Source organism: Kyrpidia sp., assembly GCF_023512215.1.
GTDB lineage: Bacteria > Bacillota > Bacilli > Kyrpidiales > Kyrpidiaceae > Kyrpidia > Kyrpidia spormannii.
Genome location: NZ_JAILZZ010000015.1, coordinates 36,088 through 57,377, shown reverse-complemented (window position 1 = coordinate 57,377; position 21,290 = coordinate 36,088). Strand labels below are relative to the sequence as shown.

25 protein-coding genes, 1 pseudogene and 2 riboswitches are annotated in these 21,290 nt (G+C 60.4%); of the genes and pseudogenes, 21 read left to right on the top strand and 5 right to left on the bottom strand.

All coding sequences use genetic code 11. The features are described from left to right. Nucleotides 1–35 precede the first annotated feature (35 nt). Together K6T64_RS07820 and K6T64_RS07815 are read right to left on the bottom strand one after the other, a co-directional pair. Nucleotides 36–782: pseudogene (locus K6T64_RS07820) on the bottom strand (YqhG family protein); the annotation flags it as partial. Between the two features lie 67 nt (nt 783–849). Next, nucleotides 850–2,568, bottom strand: a complete 1,719-nt coding sequence (locus tag K6T64_RS07815; RefSeq protein ID WP_288009408.1) for a DEAD/DEAH box helicase — start codon at nt 2,566–2,568, stop codon at nt 850–852. Between the two features lie 134 nt (nt 2,569–2,702). After that, a riboswitch (glycine riboswitch) is annotated at nt 2,703–2,804 on the top strand. 2 nt (nt 2,805–2,806) lie between these two features. Continuing rightward, a riboswitch (glycine riboswitch) is annotated at nt 2,807–2,915 on the top strand. Nucleotides 2,916–2,979: 64 nt separating this feature from the next. Between K6T64_RS07815 and gcvT the strand changes: the two genes are divergently transcribed. Genes gcvT through gcvPB form a run of 3 tightly spaced genes read left to right on the top strand, consistent with a single transcriptional unit; the run spans nt 2,980 to nt 6,919 of the window. Then, complete coding sequence (gcvT, locus tag K6T64_RS07810; protein WP_288009407.1) at nt 2,980–4,110, top strand: glycine cleavage system aminomethyltransferase GcvT; 1,131 nt, start codon at nt 2,980–2,982, stop codon at nt 4,108–4,110. Continuing rightward, nucleotides 4,107–5,462 (top strand): aminomethyl-transferring glycine dehydrogenase subunit GcvPA, encoded by a 1,356-nt coding sequence (gcvPA, locus tag K6T64_RS07805; RefSeq protein WP_170085237.1) that lies wholly within the window; start codon nt 4,107–4,109, stop codon nt 5,460–5,462. Before gcvT ends, gcvPA begins: the two co-directional genes overlap by 4 nt. Before the next feature lie 5 nt (nt 5,463–5,467). Continuing rightward, nucleotides 5,468–6,919 (top strand): aminomethyl-transferring glycine dehydrogenase subunit GcvPB, encoded by a 1,452-nt coding sequence (gcvPB, locus tag K6T64_RS07800; protein ID WP_100669198.1) that lies wholly within the window; start codon nt 5,468–5,470, stop codon nt 6,917–6,919. A 120-nt stretch (nt 6,920–7,039) separates the two neighbouring features. Here gcvPB and K6T64_RS07795 read toward each other — a convergent pair whose 3' ends face one another. Next, nucleotides 7,040–7,804: a hypothetical protein gene (locus K6T64_RS07795; RefSeq protein WP_288009406.1), complete on the bottom strand. Its 765-nt coding sequence runs from the start codon at nt 7,802–7,804 to the stop codon at nt 7,040–7,042. Nucleotides 7,805–7,862: 58 nt separating this feature from the next. After that, nucleotides 7,863–8,504 (bottom strand): histidine phosphatase family protein, encoded by a 642-nt coding sequence (locus tag K6T64_RS07790; protein WP_288009405.1) that lies wholly within the window; start codon nt 8,502–8,504, stop codon nt 7,863–7,865. A 227-nt stretch (nt 8,505–8,731) separates the two neighbouring features. Here K6T64_RS07790 and aroQ point away from each other — a divergent pair, with 227 nt between their 5' ends. The 5 genes from aroQ to K6T64_RS07765 all read left to right on the top strand — a co-directional run bounded on the left by aroQ (nt 8,732) and on the right by K6T64_RS07765 (nt 11,892). Continuing rightward, nucleotides 8,732–9,190: a type II 3-dehydroquinate dehydratase gene (gene aroQ / locus K6T64_RS07785; protein ID WP_288009403.1), complete on the top strand. Its 459-nt coding sequence runs from the start codon at nt 8,732–8,734 to the stop codon at nt 9,188–9,190. Next, the gene (locus K6T64_RS07780; RefSeq protein ID WP_288009401.1) at nt 9,183–10,250 is read left to right on the top strand and encodes a M24 family metallopeptidase; all 1,068 of its coding nucleotides are present in this window, start codon (nt 9,183–9,185) and stop codon (nt 10,248–10,250) included. Before aroQ ends, K6T64_RS07780 begins: the two co-directional genes overlap by 8 nt. A 15-nt stretch (nt 10,251–10,265) precedes the next feature. Continuing rightward, the gene (gene efp, locus K6T64_RS07775) at nt 10,266–10,823 is read left to right on the top strand and encodes an elongation factor P (protein WP_013074770.1); all 558 of its coding nucleotides are present in this window, start codon (nt 10,266–10,268) and stop codon (nt 10,821–10,823) included. 237 nt (nt 10,824–11,060) lie between these two features. Further along, a complete protein-coding gene (locus K6T64_RS07770) occupies nt 11,061–11,339 on the top strand; it encodes a YqhV family protein (RefSeq protein WP_170099226.1) in 279 nt (92 codons plus the stop codon). Between the two features lie 115 nt (nt 11,340–11,454). Beyond that, nucleotides 11,455–11,892 carry a CD1247 N-terminal domain-containing protein gene (locus K6T64_RS07765; RefSeq protein WP_288009399.1) on the top strand — a complete coding sequence of 146 codons (438 nt, stop codon included), beginning with the start codon at nt 11,455–11,457 and terminating at the stop codon, nt 11,890–11,892. A gap of 41 nt (nt 11,893–11,933) precedes the next feature. On the opposite strand, the gene K6T64_RS07760 is transcribed toward K6T64_RS07765, so the two are convergent. Next, on the bottom strand, nt 11,934–12,062 hold the full coding sequence (locus K6T64_RS07760) for a hypothetical protein (protein ID WP_269148834.1): 129 nt from the start codon (nt 12,060–12,062) through the stop codon (nt 11,934–11,936). Nucleotides 12,063–12,220: 158 nt separating this feature from the next. On the opposite strand from K6T64_RS07760, the gene spoIIIAA reads away from it, so the two are divergent. The 13 genes from spoIIIAA to K6T64_RS07695 all read left to right on the top strand — a co-directional run bounded on the left by spoIIIAA (nt 12,221) and on the right by K6T64_RS07695 (nt 21,282). Then, the gene (spoIIIAA, locus tag K6T64_RS07755) at nt 12,221–13,267 is read left to right on the top strand and encodes a stage III sporulation protein AA (RefSeq protein WP_288009397.1); all 1,047 of its coding nucleotides are present in this window, start codon (nt 12,221–12,223) and stop codon (nt 13,265–13,267) included. Between the two features lie 24 nt (nt 13,268–13,291). Next, the gene (spoIIIAB, locus tag K6T64_RS07750; RefSeq protein WP_170099229.1) at nt 13,292–13,816 is read left to right on the top strand and encodes a stage III sporulation protein SpoIIIAB; all 525 of its coding nucleotides are present in this window, start codon (nt 13,292–13,294) and stop codon (nt 13,814–13,816) included. A gap of 16 nt (nt 13,817–13,832) precedes the next feature. Next, nucleotides 13,833–14,036, top strand: a complete 204-nt coding sequence (gene spoIIIAC / locus K6T64_RS07745) for a stage III sporulation protein AC (RefSeq protein ID WP_041303678.1) — start codon at nt 13,833–13,835, stop codon at nt 14,034–14,036. A 13-nt stretch (nt 14,037–14,049) separates the two neighbouring features. Beyond that, the gene (gene spoIIIAD / locus K6T64_RS07740; RefSeq protein WP_100667218.1) at nt 14,050–14,436 is read left to right on the top strand and encodes a stage III sporulation protein AD; all 387 of its coding nucleotides are present in this window, start codon (nt 14,050–14,052) and stop codon (nt 14,434–14,436) included. 19 nt (nt 14,437–14,455) lie between these two features. Beyond that, nucleotides 14,456–15,856 carry a stage III sporulation protein AE gene (gene spoIIIAE / locus K6T64_RS07735; protein ID WP_288009395.1) on the top strand — a complete coding sequence of 467 codons (1,401 nt, stop codon included), beginning with the start codon at nt 14,456–14,458 and terminating at the stop codon, nt 15,854–15,856. A gap of 4 nt (nt 15,857–15,860) precedes the next feature. Continuing rightward, nucleotides 15,861–16,532 (top strand): stage III sporulation protein AF, encoded by a 672-nt coding sequence (locus tag K6T64_RS07730; RefSeq protein WP_288009393.1) that lies wholly within the window; start codon nt 15,861–15,863, stop codon nt 16,530–16,532. Further along, a complete protein-coding gene (gene spoIIIAG / locus K6T64_RS07725) occupies nt 16,529–17,080 on the top strand; it encodes a stage III sporulation protein AG (RefSeq protein ID WP_288009392.1) in 552 nt (183 codons plus the stop codon). Before K6T64_RS07730 ends, spoIIIAG begins: the two co-directional genes overlap by 4 nt. 57 nt (nt 17,081–17,137) lie before the next feature. Continuing rightward, nucleotides 17,138–17,836, top strand: a complete 699-nt coding sequence (locus K6T64_RS07720) for a SpoIIIAH-like family protein (protein ID WP_288009390.1) — start codon at nt 17,138–17,140, stop codon at nt 17,834–17,836. Nucleotides 17,837–18,023: 187 nt separating this feature from the next. Beyond that, nucleotides 18,024–18,566: an acetyl-CoA carboxylase biotin carboxyl carrier protein gene (gene accB / locus K6T64_RS07715; RefSeq protein ID WP_288009387.1), complete on the top strand. Its 543-nt coding sequence runs from the start codon at nt 18,024–18,026 to the stop codon at nt 18,564–18,566. 13 nt (nt 18,567–18,579) lie between these two features. Next, nucleotides 18,580–19,920 (top strand): acetyl-CoA carboxylase biotin carboxylase subunit, encoded by a 1,341-nt coding sequence (gene accC, locus K6T64_RS07710; RefSeq protein ID WP_288009414.1) that lies wholly within the window; start codon nt 18,580–18,582, stop codon nt 19,918–19,920. 151 nt (nt 19,921–20,071) lie between these two features. Continuing rightward, nucleotides 20,072–20,467, top strand: coding sequence for an Asp23/Gls24 family envelope stress response protein (locus K6T64_RS07705; protein ID WP_041304880.1), 396 nt, complete (start codon nt 20,072–20,074; stop codon nt 20,465–20,467). 37 nt (nt 20,468–20,504) lie between these two features. Continuing rightward, on the top strand, nt 20,505–21,044 hold the full coding sequence (gene amaP, locus K6T64_RS07700; RefSeq protein WP_100667225.1) for an alkaline shock response membrane anchor protein AmaP: 540 nt from the start codon (nt 20,505–20,507) through the stop codon (nt 21,042–21,044). A gap of 1 nt (nt 21,045) precedes the next feature. After that, nucleotides 21,046–21,282: a DUF2273 domain-containing protein gene (locus tag K6T64_RS07695; protein WP_170085250.1), complete on the top strand. Its 237-nt coding sequence runs from the start codon at nt 21,046–21,048 to the stop codon at nt 21,280–21,282. Nucleotides 21,283–21,290 lie beyond the last annotated feature (8 nt).

Here is a 21,290-nt window from a genome sequence, read left to right as displayed (position 1 = left end):
AAAGCCCATTGAAGAGGATCAGCTAGGATACGCGGGGCGAGACGCCATTTCAGTTCCTCCCGGCGGATAGCCCACTCTGCTTCCAAAGTGCGACGATCCTCCTCCCGTTCCCGAAGAATCTGTTGAAAATACAGGGCCAGGCGCTGCTCTTCTTCCCGAAGCCTCTCCAGGGCTTCCTCGGCCCAGCGGTGATCCTCGTGGCTAAGATGAAGGCGCAGGGCGGCCTGGAGAAGACCTGTGGCTTCTGGCCAGTCGATTCGGGCTTTCTCAAAATGTCGAGCCGAAGGAGTGTCAGAAAGTTGCACCGGTGGCAAAGAGGCGTCCGTGCGGATGGTGACCCGCCCCTCCACCAAGTCTACGGCGGCGGCCAATAACCGATCTTTTCGCCGGTCCGAGACATACGAGATTTTCCAATACACCAAGAGGACCGGCCGGAGTAAGATGTCCGGACGGCTCACCTCAAACTGGCGTACATAGCGTCCCCGGCGACATACCGATTCGTACATTCGCTGCAGACGAAAACTTCCAGGGGCCAACCATTCGGCCGTTTCGTCCTCTTCCTCGGTGGCCTCAGGGTCGAAAATGAACGTGTAGGTCGGCGGCTCCACCTCCTGGCCGGTGGCTTCCACCCACATCCAATAATATGGCCGGTCGGTGAGCTCTTTGTCGATCTCGATGGGCACGCGTACGGCAAGGCGCGTATCGCTGTCTTCGATGAGGGTTGCGCCGGTGTGGATGAAGTAGCTTCTCGCGAAGGTGCGGATGGCTTCGATGTTTTCCATGGACTCCCTCCAGGCGGCCGCCCCAGGGGCGTATTGTGTGGCGGAACTCTCGGGTTACAGGCGTCCTCTAGATTAAACCGGGCAGTTCCACGCCCTCTGTCGCGCGTTCCCGGGCCCATTCGGCCTTCGCCGACTCAAAAGCGCGGTTGAACTCGTCCATTTTTTCCCGAAGCCGATCCGGATGTTCAGCATCCATAATCCAACGAATGACTTGTCGCTCAAAGTCGTCGGCGGATAAGCGCATTTTGCCGAGAATCAGGTCGAGTTCGCCAATGACCAGTTCAAAGAGGCGAATTTTTTCCTGGAGCAATTCAACGATATATTGTTCAATGGTATCGGACGTGGCCAGGTTGTGGATGAACACATCCCGGGTTTGGCCCAAACGGTGAACCCGGCCGATGCGCTGTTCAACCCGCATGGGGTTCCAGGGCAGGTCAAAATTGATGATCTGGTTACAGAACTGGAGGTTAAGCCCTTCACCCCCCGCTTCGGTGGCGACCATCACCTGGGCCCTTTTCGAAAAGATGTCTTTCATCCAGTCCTTTTTCCCGCGTTGGAATCCGCCGCGAAAGGGCACGGCCGGGATGCCTCGCCGTTTCATCATGTAAAGAAGAAAATCTTGGCTAGCTCGATACTCGGTGAACACGATCACTTTGTCATGGATCTGGTTCACCAAGTCGATGGTGGTTTCCACTTTCGTGTAAGCGGGGATTCGAGCCCCGAGTTCGCACAGTTCCAGCAACCGGGCTCGAAAGCCCGCAGGATGGACCTCATCCTTTGCCATGCGTTCCAGGGTGTTCAAGGCCGCGTACGGCGAACTGCACATTTCCCGTTGTAGGGTGATCAAATGAAGGACATTTTGGGATGTGTCGATGCGCCGACGGTACTCTTCCCGAATGAAGGCGGTGACGGCCTCGTAAAAAACGCGCTCCTCCGGAGACAGTTGCAACGGGACTTGGCGCACGTACCGTTTGGTGAACTCGACATTGCCTTCGCTTCGTTTATTCCGAATCATCACTGCATCGAGGGCTTTGCGCAGTCCGGCAGGATTTTTTGGCGTTCGCTTATCTTCGACGAAATTGCGGCAGAACTCCCGGAAGCTCCCCAGCTGTCCCGGTTTTAATAGGGTGATCAGGTTGTACAGTTCCCGCAGGTCATTTTGAATCGGCGTGGCAGTGAGCAATAAACAATATTTTTTCTGCAACTGATTGACGAGTTGCCAGTTTTTCGTTTTGCGGTTCTTGAGCTTGTGAGCCTCGTCGACGATGACCATGTCCCAGGGTTGGCTCAGAACAGCCTGGCGATGGGGGTCCCGCTTGGTGGTATCAATGGAAGCGACCAAAATATTGTAGGTGGACCAAGACCATTCGTTTCTTTGGGCGAAGGCGGGGATGTTGAATTTTTCGTTCAATTCCCGTGTCCACTGCAGCACGAGGGATGCGGGGACGAGGATTAAGGCTTTTTGCACAAGACCCCGAATTAGATATTCCTTGAGAACCAATGCTGCCTCGATCGTTTTACCTAGGCCCACTTCATCGGCGAGGATCGCCCGACCGCGAAATTCTCGAAGCACTCGCTCAGCGGTGCGGAGTTGGTGCGGATAGGGAATGACTGCGGGCAGTTGTTCGATGCAGGTTAAACGGTCAAAATCCTCGGTCAACTGCCGCCGGTGTGCTTCCAGGGCCAATTGAAACATGGCCCAAGAGTCCCAGCGATCCTCCCGGACCCGGGTCACGAACTCGTCAAAGGCGGATTCATTGAATTCCACCTCCGGCAGGTGATTCACGATCCATCCCCCCAAGACATGACAGCCTTAGTGTGTGTCCATTCTCTTTTTTTTACGCACGGCGGAAAACTGGTGGCGCCTGGCCCCGATCTTCGGTAATATGAAGAATATCCAACCAACTGATGCGATGTCGGATGAAGGGTGCGGGAGAGGGTGCTGATGCACCGCCGAAGGAGCAAGGGGAGGATTCCCGATCCTCCCGCGAAACTCTCAGGCAAAAGTACCGCATCCGGACGAGTCTCTGGAGAGTGCCCCGGCGATGGCCGGGGCCACCAAAGGGGTAACCTGGACGGCCGGCGAATGGACCGGCGGCCATCCGGGCATGCTCTCAGGTTGAAGGACAGAGAGACGGGGATGGGAAACCTCGTCTCTTTTTCATTTTTTGCTTTCGGTGAAACGGGAGGGAGCACGATGGGCAAGCGGACACCGATCTACCCGGCCCATGAGGCGATGGGGGCAAAAATCATCGAGTTCGGCGGCTGGGATATGCCGGTCCAGTACGCGGGGATCCTGGAAGAACACCGGGGTGTGCGCACCCGGGCCGGGCTGTTCGATGTTTCCCACATGGGCGAATTCGAAATCTCCGGGCCAGAAAGTACGCCTTTTCTTCAGCGGATGGTCACCGGAAATGTCGCCGCCCTTTCGCCGGGCCGGGCCATGTACACGATGATGTGCCTGCCCAGCGGCGGCACGGTGGACGATCTGTTGGTCTACCGACTGGATGCAGATCGCTACATGCTGGTGGTCAATGCGGCCAACACGGCCAAAGATTTGGCCTGGCTGCAGGAGCATCGCCTTCCGGGCGTCGAAATCGCCGATCGTACCGAGGAGACCGCTCTTCTCGCCCTGCAGGGCCCCGAGGCTGTGGCGGTTCTGCGGGCGGCGAAAGGGGATGGCGAGAGTCTGAAACCCTTTCGGGCCGAGGTGGGATCGGTGGCCGGGGTACAGGGCCTGATTTCCCGCACGGGGTATACGGGGGAAGATGGTTTTGAGCTGTATGTCCCCGCTGACCGAGGGCTGGAACTATGGGACCGACTGCTGGAGATCGGACGGCCCATGGGCCTCATCCCCGCAGGGCTGGGCGCCCGGGATACTCTTCGCCTAGAGGCGGCGCTGCCGCTTTATGGCCACGAACTAACCGAAGAGATCACGCCCTTGGAAGCCGGCCTCGAGGCGTTTGTCAAATGGGACGCCGGGGATTTTATCGGCCGAGACGCCCTGCTGTCCCAACTGGAGAGGGGGGTGACCCGGCGGCTCGTAGGTCTTGTTATGGTGGACCGGGGCATTCCCCGGTCGGGTTATGCCGTGAAGTCTGGGGGACGGGAAATCGGCTGGGTGACCAGCGGGTCTTTTGGGCCCACTGTACAGCGCAACATCGGACTGGCCATGGTGGAGGAGGAATTCGCTTCGCCCGGTCAGGCCCTGGACGTGGTAGTGCGAGGGAGATCCCTGGCCGCCACGGTGGTGGAAAAGCCCTTTTATAAAAGAGCGCGGTCGTCGGCGAAGGGAGCCGGCGCACCGGGATTGGGGGGAGTGCAGTGAATGCGTGGAGTTACTTGCCGCACACAGAAGAAGACCGGCGGCGCATGATGGCGGTGCTCGGGATCTCCGACATTGAGGAACTTTTTGACGACATTCCGGAAGAAGTGCGATTTCGCGGGGCTTTGCAGGTTCCGGAGCGTCTGTCGGAAGTGGAGTTGGATCGGCATATGACCGAGTTGGCCGGGGAGAATCGACCGGCTGCTGAGATGGCCTGTTTTCTCGGAGCCGGTGCCTACGATCACCACGTTCCTGCGGTGGTGGATGCAATTATCGGTCGCAGCGAATTTTACACCTCCTATACTCCCTATCAACCCGAGATCAGCCAAGGGATCCTCCAGGCGATTTTCGAGTATCAAACCATGGTCTGCGAGTTGCTAGGCATGGAGGTTTCGAATGCTTCGATGTACGACGGCGCCTCGGCCACCGCCGAGGCGGCGCTGGCCGCCTGCGCGGCAACCCGCCGGAGCCGGGTGTGGGTGTCCGACCTCCTCAACCCCGCGTATCGCCGGGTGATCCGCACCTATTGTGAGGCGCAGGATGTAGAAGTGGTGGCGTGGCGGGATACCGATGGCCGCTCATCGGCGGCAGCCTTAAACGAGCTTGATGAATCGGTGGCGGCGGTGGTGGTCCAGTACCCCAATTTTCTCGGGATTGTGGAGCCCCTTCGCGACTTTGCCCGGCGGGCCCACGAGGTCGGGGCGCTGCTCATCGTCGCCGCCTATCCCGTCGCCCTAGGCGTTTTGGAGTCGCCGGGCGCGTGCGGAGCGGACATCGCCGTGGCCGAGGGGCAGCCCCTCGGGAACCCTCTTTCCTTCGGAGGGCCGTATCTCGGCCTCATGGCCTCCTCCCGGGCGCTGATGCGCCGCCTGCCCGGCCGAATCGTGGGACAAACGGTGGATACCCGTGGACACCGGGGTTTCGTCCTGACCCTCCAGGCCCGGGAGCAGCACATTCGCCGGGAAAAAGCGACATCGAATATTTGCTCCAACCAAGCCTTGAATGCCTTGGCGGCAACCGTTTACCTGGCGGCCTTGGGGCCCGGTGGCTTGGCCGATCTCGCGGGGTTAAATCTACAAAAAGCCCACTATCTGTTCAACCGCTTGACGGGGATCCCCGGCGTCGAGCCCCTCATCCCCGGGGCGCCCTTCTTCAACGAGTTTGCCCTGCGCCTACCCGTGGATCCGGCGAAGGTGAACCGGGTGTTGTTGCAACAAGGGATCTTGGGCGGCCTGGATCTTGGCGAGTACCGGACAGATTGGCGGGGAGGCTGGCTTTTGGCAGTGACAGAAAAGCGGACCCGGGCGGAAATGGACCGTTTGGTGGATGCGGTGAAAGAGGGGGTTCGATCGTGACCGACATGCAGTTGATTTTTGAAAAATCCCGGCCCGGACGGCGGGGGGTGGACCTCCCGGCCTGCGACGTGCCCGAGGTGGATCTGGCAGACGCGCTGCCCGGGGACTATCTGCGGCAGGTCCCGCCCGGGCTCCCAGAAGTGAGCGAACCCGATGTGATTCGCCATTACACGGCACTTTCCCGGCGCAATCACGGGGTGGATCTCGGTTTTTATCCTTTGGGTTCTTGTACGATGAAATACAATCCAAAACGAAATGAACAGTTTGCCCGAATGTCCGGTTTTGCCGGCCTTCACCCACTCCAGCCGGTTGAAACGGTTCAAGGAGCCCTAAAACTCATGGCTGCGCTGCAAGAAGCCCTGGCGGCGGTAACGGGCATGGACGCGGTGAGTCTCCAGCCCGCGGCCGGCGCCCAGGGTGAATGGACGGGGTTGATGATGATCCGGGCCTATCACCGGTCCCGGGGAGAAGACCGGACGACGGTGATCATCCCCGATTCCGCCCACGGAACGAATCCTGCCAGTGCGGCGATGGCCGGTTTTCGGGTGGTGACGGTGCCGTCGAATGACCGGGGAGGGGTCGATCTCCGGGCCCTGGAGCGTGTGCTCGGCGGGGACACAGCGGCTCTCATGTTGACCAATCCTAATACCTTGGGCCTTTTTGAGGAACAGATTGTTGAGATTGCCGAACGGGTACACGCGGCCGGGGGACTCCTCTATTATGACGGGGCCAATGCGAACGCCATCCTCGGGAAAGCGAGGCCCGGGGATATGGGCTTCGATGTGGTTCACATGAACCTGCACAAAACCTTTTCCACGCCCCACGGCGGCGGCGGCCCCGGGGCGGGCCCCGTAGGCGTGAAGGCATTCTTGGAACCTTTTTTGCCATCTCCGGTGATCCGGCGGGAAGGGGGCCGGGTGGTGCTGGACGACCATCGCCCCCAGAGCATCGGGAGGGTGCACTCGTTTTACGGGAACTTCGGGGTGTTGGTTCGGGCTTACGCCTACCTCAGGGCGATGGGACCCGAGGGTCTGCGGCGGGTGTCCGAGGACGCGGTGCTCAGTGCGAACTATTTGATGAGGCGATTGGCGCCGTACTTTGAGTTGCCTTACGGTCGGACCTGCAAACACGAATTCGTCCTTTCCGGAGCCCGGCAAAAACGCCAAGGCGTGCGAACGTTGGATATGGCGAAGCGGCTGATCGATTTCGGGTTTCACCCGCCCACGGTGTATTTTCCGTTAATCGTAGAAGAAGCCTTGATGATCGAGCCGACGGAAACCGAAAGTCTAGAGACGCTGGATGCTTTTGTCGACGCGTGGGTTCAAATCGCCGAAGAGGTGAAATCCGATCCTGAAAAGGTGCGTTCAGCCCCGCATACGACGGTGGTTTCCCGTTTGGACGAAACCCGGGCGGCCCGTGCGCCGGTGCTGCGTTGGACGGGCGAGCCATCCTCCTAGACCGTGGGCTTTGTAAAATACCACGAGGGGCCTCGAAGAAAGGCCCCTCTTGAGTGGTGTCGACGCGGTCTAGGTGCCCCGGGGCACCTCGATCCGTCGGTCCGGGTGCGCCGCTGAATTTCAGTTGGCCCGCTGGGCGGCTTGCATCACTTGATTCACGCCAGTTCCTTGACCATAGTATCCTTGGGTATAACCCGCCTGACTCGCCTGGCCTTGGCGTTGCCAATTCCCAGCTTCCCCCTGGCCTCGGTCGGCTTGAAGAACTTGTTGCACGGCGGTCTGATTGACACCCTGGGCAGCCTGGGAGTACCCGGCCGCTTGAGCGCCCTGGCCCCCGGCTTGCCAGGTTTGGCCGCCAGCTTGCCCGGCTGCCGAACCGTACCAGCCGGCAGGTTGGTTCTGATTGGCCCCCGGCTGCCGGTCCGCCTGGAGGACTTGGGAGATGGCGGCGGTGTTAACGCCTCCCCCCTGTATGCCAGCGGACTGGGCGCCGGATACCGGTGTCGGGCGGTACCAAGGACCCGTAAAGGGGTTTCGATCCGCCTGCATGACTTGCTGTAAGGTTCCGCCGGGGATATCCGGACGGCTTAACCCCTGGGCCGGACCATAGGGGGCGGTGTATGACACCGACTGCATGGGGGCGATGCCGGCTCCCGACACAGCCCCGGTCTGGGCAGTGGCCGCCAGTCCTTGTTCGATCTGGGCACACAATTGCTGAATCTGGCGAAGTTCTCTCGCGGCGTTGGATTCGAGCTGGGACATGTTCTGAAAGGTATCTTGGCCGAACTGATTCAATTGTGCGGCATTCTGCTGTTCCTGGGCAATGAGCCGGTTGCACAGGTCCTGGGCTTGTCGGGCGGCCTGCTGGAGTTGCTGAACGTTCATCGTTGGTCGTTCACCTCCAAGGCTTGGGCTAAAATTTGGCCGTGTCGCCGTGTTTAGGTTAAACGACATCCCCTTGGCTTATTCGCGGTTCCACGAGGTGAGAAATGTCGTTCGCGACGAGAAGCCGCCACTTGTCCCCCTCCTGGTGCAACATGGTGATGCTCGTGTTGTCGATGGGAGATTTTAGATCCCAATTGGGGAACAGGCGGCCGAGCAGGGCGCGAATCCAGCCGCCGTGGCTGACGACGATAAGGCGGGACCCCTTGTGTCGAGCCGTCATGTCAGCCAGGGCTTCCTGGGCGCGGTCGGCCATCCTCTCCCAGGGTTCTACACCGGAGTGCTCGTGTTCCCAACCGTGCCCCACCAAATGCGGGTAACGCTGGGCGATTTCCGTCCGAGTCAACCCTTCCAACTGCCCATAACTGCGTTCCCGCAGGCGCGGATCAGTTACAAAATTGATCCCGCATGCCTTGGCAATCACCTCTGCGGTGTATCTGGCCCGTATGAGATCGCTGCTGTACACGGCATCCCAGCGCCCTTCGGCAAGACGCCGGGCCACAGCCTCCGCCTGTTGTTGCCCGAGGTCGGTCAAGGGGACGTCCCGGTGGCCCTGCAGGCGCTGTTCCCGATTCCATGCCGTTTCCCCATGGCGCACCAGGCAAATCTGGGTGAATGCCACCGGGCCTTCAGTTTCAGGCATAAGTCTCCATCCTTTCGTTCGTGGGGGTTGCCATGGTTTTTGGCACCGATCCGTTTCGAGTATACAACGAAAGGGGGCCATCGGTGCACGATTCCCCGTCTCCAGGTTGGGTCCCGGTCGAGAGGGGATATACCGTGACCCTCGGGTGGCGTCGTTGTGTTCGCCAGGCGGAGAATGATAAAATGACGAAAGACTTAGGATCGTCGGAGATGGGGTGAAGGCGGAGGGTGTACAGGTTCTTGGTGTTGCACGGACCGAATCTCGGGGCGTTGGGGCTGCGGGAGCCGGAGATCTATGGACGGAAAACCTTGCAGGAGATCGACGAGGATTTACAAGCCTGGGCCCGGGGGCGGGGCTGCGAGATCGAGTCCTTTCAGTCGAATTGGGAGGGTGCGCTGATCGATCGGATTCATCAAGCCCGGGGACAGTTTGACGGCATTGTCATCAATCCCGGCGCGCTGACCCATTACAGCATCGCACTCCGGGACGCATTGGCGGCGGTGCCCCTGCCGGCGGTGGAGGTACATTTGAGCAACGTTCATGCCAGGGAGTCCTTTCGGCACCATTCGGTAATATCGCCAGTGGTTAAAGGGGTGATCGCGGGGCTGGGGGACTTGGGTTATCGACTGGCCCTGGAGGCCTTACTTGAGGCGTGCAAAGGAGGAGGGGAACGAGAAGGTGCGTGAACGCATTGAAGGGGTCCGGAAGGAGTTGGAAGCTCGTCAGCTGGACGCGCTGTTTGTGGCCGACCCCGATAATCGCCGGTATCTGAGCGGGTTTACGGGAACTTCGGGGTACGTCGTGGTCGGCCGGGAAGAGGGCGTGTTCCTGACGGATTTTCGTTATGTGGAACAGGCGCAAACCCAGGTCCAGGGACTCCGGGTGGTCCGGCACGGCGCGCAGATGGTGGAAACCTTAAGCGAGGTCTTGAAGGAATGGGGAGTTCAAGTCCTGGGATTTGAACAGGAGCATATGACGGTAGGCACCTGGGAGCGCCTGAAAACCGCTCTGGATCCGATCCGTTTAGAGGGGACGTCGGGGCTGGTGGAAGAGCTTCGGATGGTCAAGGACGACCATGAGCTGGCCAAAATCCGAAAGGCGGCCGCCATTGCGGACCAGGCGTTTCGAACGGTGTTGGATCACGTCCGGCCCGGGGTTCGGGAGTTGGATCTGGCCCGGGTTTTGGAACGGACGATGGAGGATCTCGGAGCTGAAGGGCCTTCCTTTGAGACCATTGTCGCATCGGGACATCGATCGGCTCTCCCTCACGGGGTGGCAAGCCAAAAAACTTTGGAGATCGGCGACCTCGTCACCTTTGATTTTGGTTGTGTTTACGAGGGGTATTGTTCCGACCTGACCCGGACGGTGGCGGTGGGTCGGGTAGACGACCGGCGACGCCGGATCTATGAGGTGGTTCTGGAGGCTCAGCAGAGGGCCTTGCAGGATCTTCGCCCGGGTATGACGGGTCGGGAGGCGGACGCCCTGGCCCGAAGGGTGATCGAAGATGCCGGGTATGGTGAAGCCTTTGGGCATTCCCTCGGACACGGCGTGGGCTTGGCCATCCATGAGAATCCCCGTTTGGCGGCACAAAGTGAAGAGGTGCTCCGGCCGGGGATGGTGGTGACGGTTGAACCCGGGATTTATTTGCCCGGGGTGGGGGGGGTCCGGATTGAGGACGATGTGGTGATGACCGCAGAAGGATGTACGCGGCTCACCTTCTCCCCAAAAGAACTTTTGATTTTGTAGAAAGGGGATTGGCGAATGATTTCCAGCAACGACTTCCGTCCCGGGGTGACCATCGAAGTGGACGGGGAGATTTGGCAAGTGATCGAATTTATGCATGTCAAACCGGGGAAAGGCTCCGCCTTTGTGCGCACGAAATTGAAAAACGTAAAAACCGGCGCGGTGAAAGAGACCACATTCCGGGCTGGAGAAAAAGTGCAGGAAGCCCGGGTGGAGACCCGGGAGATGCAGTACCTGTACAATGATGGCGATTCGTACACTTTCATGGATACCGAGACCTATGAACAGCTTTCCATTCCGGCGGCTCAACTCGAGCGGGAAACCAAATTTCTGAAGGAGAACATGAATTGTTACGTGATGTTGCATGAAGGGACGCCCATCGGGGTGGAGTTGCCCAACACCGTGGTTTTGGAAGTGGTGGCGACAGACCCGGGGATTAAGGGGGATACGGCGTCCGGGGGGAGTAAACCCGCCACCCTGGAGACTGGTTTGGTGGTCCAGGTGCCCTTTTTCATCAACGTGGGGGATAAGCTGGTGATCGATACCCGGCGGGGAGAGTACGTGTCCCGGGCCTGAAGATTCCCGGGGCGGCCCGCTGGGCGGGATCTGAGAGGATGTTCCCGGAGAGAGGAGGTTTTCTCACCAGGCGCTCGGCTCGGTGCCGGCCGGGCCTGACGAGGCACGGGTAATGCCGGGGGAATGAGTGATCGGCGGTGGCGTCGCTCGATGTGACCCAGTCCGGGATTTGTTCTCCCCGGGGTCCTGTCTGCATATATTCCCCGGTGAGGACATGCGGACAGGAGGGCCAAAGTGATGTGGGACGGACTGAGGGAGCACGCAGTGACCGCGATGGGAACCCTTCGGCTGATCTCGGGCAGCATCGAGGTGTGTGCCGGCCTCTTGATGTTATATTTTCAGTCCTTGGAGAAAGCGATGGCGATCAACGCCACCCTTGCGCTCGTCGGTCCTACCGTGCTGATTCTCGTCACGGCCACAGGCCTCGCCGCGATGGCGGAGGAGCTGTCCTGGGGGCGGATGGTCCTCATCTTCGCCGGCGTGGGCCTCATTCTGTGGGGGATTTTTTCCGATTGAGGGAGTTGCGGCATGCCGTCGGCCCGCCGGGTACATACTAGGGGCGGTTCCTCCGGCCGGGCGGGGAGAGCCCGCAACCCGCCGGTTCGGCAGGCTGACGAAAGGGGGATGCCGCGTGGAAAGCCAAGTGCGGGAAAAGATCGCTTATCTCAAGGGGCTCGCGTCAGGTCTTGAGGTCGATCCCGAGTCGAGGGAAGGTCGTTTGCTGCACGGTTTGGTCGACGTTTTGGACAGTCTGTCCGCTTCTGTGGAACACTGGGCGGACAGTCAGCGGGAATTGGAAGAATATGTAAATCTCATCGACGACGATCTCGGGGATGTCGAGGAGTTCCTCGATCTAGATGCGGATGATGAGATTGAGGAGACTTCCTATATTCGTTTGGAGTGCCCGGAATGCGGCGATACCCTTTACCTGGATGAAGGGATCGTCAACGACGAAGGGGTAGCGGAGGTCGAGTGCCCCAATTGTCATCACACGATGGTCCTGGGAGATTCTCAAGTATCCAGGCAGGATGGTCGGTCGGCGGTGTCATCCAAGCCCCCTCAGGCCTGACCGACCCAGCATTAACGAAATCTACACATGTACTTCAAGCCCTAGGGTGCCCACCTGGGGCTTGGTTTTTTTTGTCTCATATGGACGAAGGTCAGCACCATGACCATAAACAACAGGTAAATGACAAGGAACACCACGACCCACTTGATAAACACAGCTAACCAGTCCATCGATGTTCCTCCCCGCATGGAATGTACCGATGTATTCTATGCCTCCGAGGACGAGGGGGTACGGGCGAATTCCGGCGGAATCCGTCCAGGGATTGGTCTATGAGCAACCCCTGTCCCATATGATGTACTAACCTCTGTCCCGAAAGGGTGGATGTAGGGTGTCCCAGGTCGAGAATCAGCGGCGGGCGAAGGAGGGCGAGGGGGACGCGGTCCCCGGGGTGGTGCTTCGGTTGATGCCCGGGAGGGTTCGGGATGCGCTCCGGCAAGGCTTTTTCCGGGGACTTAGTGGAATTGAAGAAATCCGCATCCGTCGGGAACGGCCGGTACAAGTCTGTACGAAGGGACACGAGGGTTTTCTGACCGAAGATGGGCGTTTGGCCCGTTCGGCGGATCGAGGAATGGTCATCTCCACCGAGGAACTGATGCAGATCGTTCAGGGGTTGTCCCAATCCTCCCTTTATGCGCTGGAGGAAGAACTCCGCCGGGGGTACATTACTCTGCCGGGCGGCCACAGGGTGGGGCTCGCCGGTCGGGCGGTGGTGGCGGGAGGGCGGATTCAAACCCAGGTGGATATCACGGGATTGAATTTTCGCATCGCCAAACCGGTTGTCGGTGTTTCCCGAGTCCTGGCCCCCTGGTTGATCGATGGGATGAGCATGCCCGCCAGCACCCTCATTCTGTCACCACCACAGTGTGGCAAAACCACTTTGCTTCGGGATCTCGCCTACCATCTGAGCATCGGGGCCTGGCATCCCCGGGTTCCGCCCCTCAAGGTGGCGGTGGTGGACGAACGATCGGAGTTGGCCGGGACCTTTCAGGGGCGGCATTACCATGATCTCGGCCCGCGTACTGATGTCCTGGATGGGTGTCCCAAGGCCGAAGGCATGATGATGATGGTGCGCTCCATGTCCCCCGAGGTGTTGATCACCGATGAAGTGGGCGGGGCGGCGGACATTGCCGCACTGATGGAGGCGGTGGGTTCCGGAGTGGTGGTTTTGGCTTCTGCCCACGCCGCCAGCCTGGCTGACGCCGAGTCCCGGCCTGCATTGCGCCCCCTGTTGGAGGGGCGGCTCTTCCGCCGGTACGTGGTGCTCAGCCGGCGCCAGGGGCCCATGACGGTGGAGGGGGTGTTTGATGAAGCCGGTCGGCGATTGAAACGGGACCAGGCTAAAGCCGGAACTGGCCGGCCTGGGCCGGTGGCGTGAAGCGGGAGCATGGGGTGACGAAGGATGAGCTTGTTGCAATGGGTCGGCAGCGCCTTTGTGCTCACCGCGTCGGCGGGTCTTGGGTTTTACAAGGCCGAAAGGCTCAGGAAGCGGGTGGAGGCTCTACGGTCGGTTCAAGCGGGACTTCAATTGCTGGATACGGAAATCGCTTTCTCCGCCACGCCCTTGCCCCGTGCCCTAGCGAGAATCGCCCGGGTGTGCGCGCCCCCCGCAGCGGTGATCTTTGCCGACGCGGCCGAGGGTTTGGAAAGCCGGCCGGAGGTCGGTGCCGGGGTTCACTGGGAGGCGGCGGTGGGAAAACGGTGCGCCGAACTGGCACTGGCGCCGGCGGACGAAGAGATCTTGGTGCAGTTCGGTCGGACTCTGGGTGTATCCGACCGGGAGGATCAGCGGAAACACATCCGCATGGCTTTGGAGCGGCTGTCGGTGCAGGAGCGGGAGGCGGCCGGGGAAGCGGCTCAGCGGGTGCGAATGTGGCGGTCTGTGGGAATTCTGGCCGGCCTTGCCGTGGTGGTTTTGCTGATGTGAGAAGGGGGCCGTGGTCGTGGGACTGGATTTGAGCGCCATTTTCCAAATCGCCGGCGTCGGGGTGTTGGTGGCGGTTATTCATACGGTACTGCGCCAGTCCGGCAAGGAAGAGTTTGCCCACTGGGCCACGTTGACGGGGTTCGTAGTGATCCTGTTTATGGTGATCCACTACATCGGCCAATTGTTCAACGAGATTATGGACGTGTTCCGTCTGCATTGACCGGGGGACGGGTATGGAGATTCTTCAAATCGTCGGATTCGGGTTGACGGCGGCGGTGCTCATTGCGCTGATCCGGTCCCAAGCGCCCCAAATCGCTCTGCTATTGTCGTTGTTCGCCGGAGCCGCGCTGTTTATGCTCATCGTCCAGAAGGTGGGCACGGTGATCGGCGCGATGGAGCACCTGGCCGGTGCAGCGAACATCGACTGGATGTTCGTGCAGACGATTTTTAAAATCGTCGGCATCGCTTACATCGCCGAGTTTGGCGCCCAAATCGTGCGGGACGCCGGGGAGTCGGCATTGGCGGGGAAAATCGAGCTGGCCGGCAAGGTGATGATCATGGTGCTCGCCGTGCCGATCCTCACTTCTGTTGTCGAGACGGTCATGCGGGTCTTGCAGTGAAGGGGATGGGGGTGGAGGTGTGAAGATTCCATCGCCGGCCCAAAGCCCCTGGCGGGCGGTGGCCGCTGTGGTTCTGGTGGGGGCGACGCTGTGGATTCTTTGGGCCTGGCTTGGAACAAGGGCCTGGGCGGCGGGGCCGCTGCCGGATCCCGGATGGGGAGAAGTCCCGGTCGGAACGCGGGCCGGCGATCTTTCGGGGTACGGCCCAGGGTTTGGCCCCGTCCCTTCTCAAGGGCCGGCACCGCCCTCTCCATCCCTGCCGTCCGGATCACCGCCCGCATTGGCTCCGCCGTCCGAGGCTCCCGGCGCCTCGACACCGGGGCCTGCAGCTCCCGCCGGCACTGGCCCGGGTGCGATGGACGTCCCCGGGGTGGACACCCGCAGCGTAGAGCAATTCTGGCGGGACATCGTGGAGAAATACGGGGGCTATCTCCCTCCGGACAGTATTCCCTCCGTGGTGGGTTTTGTGGAGAATGGGTCCGGATCCTGGGCGGTGCTAAAAGGACTGGCCCGGTTTGTCCTCGATGAGTGGGGAAAGAGTTTGGGTTTGCTCGGCATGTTGATCTTGCTTGCGATTTTCGCCGCGGTCCTGGAGACCTTGCAAGGGTCTTTCTCCCATCCCGAGGTCAGCCGGATTGCCTTCGCCGGGGTGTACCTGGCCCTCCTCGTTCTCGCCGTGCAATCGTTTTTTGGAGCGGTGGGGGCCGCCCGGGGAGCCGTTCAAATGATGATCGATTGTATGCTCGCCGTGTTGCCTCTGTTGACGGCCCTTTTGGCCGCGGTGGGGGCTTTCAGTACCGCGGCTATGCTTCACCCATTGACCATTGGCATCACCCACGTGGTGAGCTATGTGACCACGACGGTGGTCATCCCGCTGATCTTTTTCAGCGCAGTGCTGGACATCACCAGTTTGCTGTCCGAGCGGTACCGGGCAACCCAATTGGCGGGGGTCCTGAGGACCGCGGCCATCACGGTGCTGGGCTTGTGTCTCACAGTCTTTCTCGGCGTGATCGCCATCTCCGGGGGAACCCGGGCGGTGGCGGACGGCGTGGCGATTCGAGTGGCGAAATTCGCCACCGCCAGTTTCGTCCCGGTTGTCGGCAAAATGTTCTCCGATGCTACGGAAACGGTGGTCGGTGCGTCCCTTCTCCTCAAAAATGTCGTCGGCGTGGCGGGAGCAGTGGTGATGCTCATGATTTGCGCCTTTCCGGCTCTGAAAATCCTGACGGTGGCCATGGTGTACAACATCACCGGTGCCTTGGTCCAACCCCTCGGCACGTCGATGCTGGCCCAGAGTCTCGGAGCGATCGGGAAGACGCTCATGATCCTCTTTGCGGCGGTGGCCACGGTGGGGATGATGTTTTTCCTGGGTATCACTGCTGTGATCACCGTGGGGAATCTGTCGGTCATGGCGAGGTGACGGGGTGGACGCGCTGGTTGCGTGGCTCAGACAAGTGGTGTTGGTACTCTTGGCCGCCGCCTTCCTGGATTGGATGCTGCCGACGAACACGATGCAGCGCTATGTCAAGGTGGTCATGGGGTTGGTGGTGGTGGGTACGCTGTTGACCCCGCTGATGCAAGTCTTTCACATGACCGAAGCCTGGAAGGCGGCGGTGGCTTCCCTTGGGGAACCTGCAACTGCAGGTTCGTCCGCTTCGGGGTTGACGGATCGGGTCATGGCCTGGGAAGCTCAACAAGCCCAAGGTGCCTGGACGGAGGAAATCCGTCGCCGGGTCGCGGAGCGGGCGGTCCAAGCGTCCGGACACGCGGTCGCCTCCGTTCAAGTGGAGGCGGGGCCGGCGGCTCCCGGCCCGGTGCCCAAACCTCCGGTTCTGCACCGGATCGTGGTAGTTCTTGGGCCGCCTTTGCCGCCGGCTCCCTCTGGCGGCCCATCGGGATCCGGTTCCGGGGCGACGGGGTCGCTGGTTACCCCCGTCCGGCCTGTCGAGATCGGGCCCGATCAGAAGCCTGCCCCTTCGGCGGATGCGGCCCTGCGGCGCTCGGTGGCCCAGGCCGTTGCCGCAGATCTCGGCATCGATCCTTCCCTGGTCGATGTACAGAATGATACCTCGGGAATGGGAGGGGGGGCGGGGTGAACTGGAATTTTGCAACTGGATCAAAATGGTTGTGGATCTTGGGGATTCTCGGGGTGGTTCTCATCGCCCTTGGGGCGTTGAACCGCGGCTCGTCCGGGGCGCCGGTCAATCCCCCGTCGGTCCCTGCGACCGACCAAGCCGGTCGGGGTTCGGCGGAAATGAAGGCCTATGAGCAAGCGTACGAACAACAGTTGACCAGCCTTCTAAGCCGACTCCCTGGGGTGCAGGATGTCCGGGTGATGGTGAATGTGGACTCGACCGAGGAGGTGGTCTACGCACGCAACGATCAGAACCAGAACCAGACGATTAATGAAACGGACAAACAGGGTGGGACCCGGGTGACCACGAGCCAGTCGTCGAACGACCAGGTGGTGTTGGCTGGGCAGAACCAGCCCCTGATCGTCAAACGGCTCAGGCCCCAAGTCCGGGGGGTGCTGGTGGTTGCCAAGGGGGCTCAGGACGCCCGAGTGCAGGCGGAGATCGTGCAGGCTGTGGCGGCCGTCCTCGGTGTGCCGCCGCATCGTGTTGCCGTGGTGCCCGGCCAATGAATCCAGGCAGGCGGGCCGGCCGCGGTTTCCGAACCGAAGGAGACGGGGGGAGACAGATTGGTCAAGAGGCAATCGGTGTGGCTTTCGACGATGATGGTGCTGGCGTTGATGGTCATCGGTTATTACACGGTGAACAGTGAGAATAAACCTCTGCCGACCACGGGGGAACAGACCCAAGGCGCGAGTGGGGCAGGAACGACGAATTCGGACACGCTGCCGCCGCTTCCTCCTTCAGCCACCGGCGACCAAGGGGGAACCGGTTCTACTCATGGCGCCGGGGGTACCGCCAGCGGCGCGGGCACCTCTGGAACCGGGGCGTCGGGGCAGAATTCGGCCACCTCATCCCAGGCCGGTTCTGGGGGCGGCACAGGGGCGCAAAACAGCTCGGGGAGCAATTATTTTGCGGAAATGGCATTGAAGGAAACCCAACGGGAGTCCGGGGTGATGGAGCAACTTCAGCAAGTCATCGCGAACCCGAAATCGTCCAGTGAGGAGGTGGCCAAGGCCAACCAACAACTGCAGGAGATTACCACCATGCAGGGAAAAGCGGAACAAACGGTGGAAATGCTCAAAGGGGCCGGGTTCCCGCAGGCGGTGATCCTGCCTTCCGGGAGCGGGGATGTGAATTATGACCACGTCACCGTCTACGTACAAGCGTCCTCGCTGTCACCCCAACAGGCCGTGAACGTGATGGGCATCGTCCATCAACAGATGGGGATCCCGGCGTCGAACATCACGGTATACTGGCACGAATGAGGCGAAACGTCCAGTGGGCCCTGGGGGCCATGGGCATTTCAAGGACTGTTGGCGTTATTGACCAACAGTCCATTTTGTTTGAAAACGGGTCGAACCGTAGGATCGAATTGCGTGTCTGTGGCCGCTCTTCATAGCGCTGTGGTATACTTGTCCAAGTGAACGAATGCACACAGGGAGTGACCACGGCATGTTCAGGGTAACAGAGATTCGGGAATTGATTCGCTTGATGGACGAAACCAGCGTAGTGGAATTGGAGGTGGAATCGGAGGGGGCCCGCTTGTCCATTCGAAAAGCCCAGGCGGCGGCTCCCATTCCGGCGGTAGCGCCGGCCGCCCCCGCTGCCTCAGCAGTTTTGCCCCAGGCTGCGCCGGTGGAGAAGACCACCGCAATCCAAGAGCAGACCGCTCCGGCAACCCCGGAACCCCGAACCCCGGAGTCCAAGTCTGAGGGGACCGGTAACGGCGGGGGGAAATCGGAGGTCGATGCCTCGCTTTATACCATTACTTCGCCCATGGTCGGCACTTTTTACCGCGCCCCTGCGCCAGACGCGGATCCTTATGTTCAGGTCGGCAGTCGGGTCGACGAGAAGACGATCGTGTGCATTGTTGAGGCCATGAAACTGATGAACGAGATCGAGGCGGACTGCCGCGGAGAGATCGTAGAAATCCTGGCGGAAAACGGCCAGTTGGTCGAGTTCGGACAGCCCCTGTTCCGAGTTCGCTTGGATTGACGGGGGGATGGCTGTGTTTAAGAAGATTTTGATCGCAAACCGGGGAGAAATCGCGGTCCGGATTATTCGCGCCTGCCGGGAACTAGGTATTCAAACGGTGGCCGTTTACTCCGAAGCAGACCGGGAAGCTCTTCACGTTCAGATGGCCGATGAGGCGTATTGCATCGGCCCCACACCGAGCAAGCAGAGTTACCTTAATATTGCCAGCATCATGAGCCTGGCGACGAAAACCGGCGTGGACGCCATTCATCCGGGATACGGATTCCTGGCGGAGAACAGCGATTTTGCCGAAGTGTGTAACGCCTGCAATATTACCTTCATCGGTCCTCCTCCTTCGGCCATCGAGCAGATGGGAGATAAATCGGTGGCTAAGGAGACGATGAAGCGGGCGGGGGTTCCCACGGTTCCGGGAACTGACGGTTTGATCGAGAGCACCGAGGAAGCTCTTCGGGTGGCTCAGCAGATCGGTTATCCCGTGATAATCAAAGCCACCGCGGGGGGCGGTGGAAAGGGAATGCGGACCGCCGGGACCCCGGAGGAGCTCGCCAAGGGGATTGAGATGGCCCGGACCGAGGCGGAAACGGCTTTCGGGAACCCTGGTGTGTATCTGGAAAAACTCGTTCAGGAACCGCGCCACGTCGAGATCCAGATCATGGCGGATCGGCACGGGAACGCCGTGTACCTCGGAGAGCGGGACTGCTCGATCCAGCGACGTCATCAAAAACTGATCGAAGAAGCACCTTGCCCCGTATTGACCCCGGAATTGCGCAAGGAGATGGGGGAGGCGGCGGTTCGGGCGGCCCTGGCTGTCGGGTACGTCGGGGCCGGGACGGTGGAATTCCTGCTCGATAAAAACGGGAAATTCTATTTTATGGAGATGAACACCCGGATTCAGGTGGAACATCCGGTAACAGAGTGGGTAACAGGGTACGATCTGGTGCGGGAGCAGATTCTCGTCGCCGCCGGGGAACCATTGTCCATGGCGCAAGAGGACGTCTCACTCCGGGGATGGGCGATCGAGTGCCGGATTAATGCGGAGGATCCCAATAAGAATTTTATGCCATCTCCAGGGCTGATTCAGGAGTACCTCCCCCCGGGGGGTATCGGAGTGCGGGTCGACAGTGCCGCCTATTCCGGTTATCGAGTAACGCCCTTTTACGATTCGATGATTGCGAAGTTGATTGTCTGGGCACCGACCCGCCTACAGGCCATCGCCCGAATGAAACGGGCTTTGGCGGAGTTTCGCATCGAGGGCATTAAAACGACCATCCCGTTTCATTTGAAGGTATTGGATCATCCGGATTTCATTGAAGGCAATGTGACCACCCAGTTTTTAGAGACCCATGAACTGTGAAAGAAAACTTGGGCGGCTCCGGAGTTGCGCCGTCCCTGTGGGTTGTGCGTCGAGGTGCAAGAAGTTTGAGGGGTTCATTGTTCCCGACGGGGCGCTTTGTTATACTGCAAGTACAGGAAAGTGATGACAGGATCGAGACGGGGTGACGGAGATGGTCGAACCGGATGACTCCATAACGGAATTGGGTAGTATTCGAATTGCCAATGAGGTCATTGAGGTGATTGCTGGCCTCGCTGCCGTAGAGGTGCCCGGGGTGGCCGGGATGAGCGGCGGTGTCGTGGGCGGTATTGCCGAGCTGTTGGGGCGCAAAAACCTGTCTAAGGGCGTCAAGGTCGAGGTCGGCCAGAAACAGTGTGCTGTGGACGTGTCCATCGTGGCGGAATACGGGGCGCGGATTCCCGATGTGGCCGGGGCGATCCAAGAGAATGTGAAACGCGCCATTGAGACGATGACGGGGTTGGAAGTGGTGGAAGTGAACGTCCATGTGCTGGGGGTGGCGTTCCGGCAGGAAGAGAAGGCAGAAGAGACTTCCCCTCGAGTGATGTAACAACGGTCGGCCGCCGGAGACGTCGGGAGGTGGGCTCGTGCACATTGTCGATCGCATTTTGCTTGGAGTCTACGCTTTGGTCGTGGGGGTTGTCGCGCTTTTCGCGGCACTGTGGGCGGCGGGATGGGACGTCGTGGCGCGGTGGGCGGCTCGGATCGACCCCGCGGCCGTTTTGGCGGTGTGCATTTTGCTCGTGGTCGTGAGCTTGCGGTTCCTCTTCTTACGAGGGGCTCCGGCAGACCCGGCGGCCGTGGTGCTTCACCGGACCGAGGGGGATGTGTCCATCGCCCTCGAAGCGGTGGAACAGATGGCCACTCGGGTGGCGAGGCAGATTCGCGGAGTGGACGAGCTGACGGCCAGGGTTCACCCGAGCGGGGAGCGGGTGGCCATTCGGCTGAAAGTGGTGGTCAAGCCCGATGTAGCGGTGCCGCCCTTGATTGAACAACTCCAGTTGTCGGTTCGGGAATATGTGGAGCAGACGTCCGGACTGGGCGTTTCGGACGTGCGGGTGTATGTGTCCGGGGTTGCGGGGGAAGTGCTGTGGAAGGGCAACCGAGACCGGCGGCGGGTGTTGTAAGATGAATCAAATTGCGCAATTGTTGAAGTGGTTGTGGGAAAACCATCCGGGTCGACTTCTCGGCACTGTTCTGGGGCTTGTGGCCGGGGTGGTGTTTTTGTTCGTGGGGTTCTGGCGGGCACTGATCTTTGCGTTCTTCGTTTGGTTAGGCTATGTATGGGGAGGGGCCTGGGAGCGCCGGGAAGACTGGAGAGACGTGATAGAACGGCTGTTGCCGTCGAGATACCGGGATTCGTGAGGGGGTAG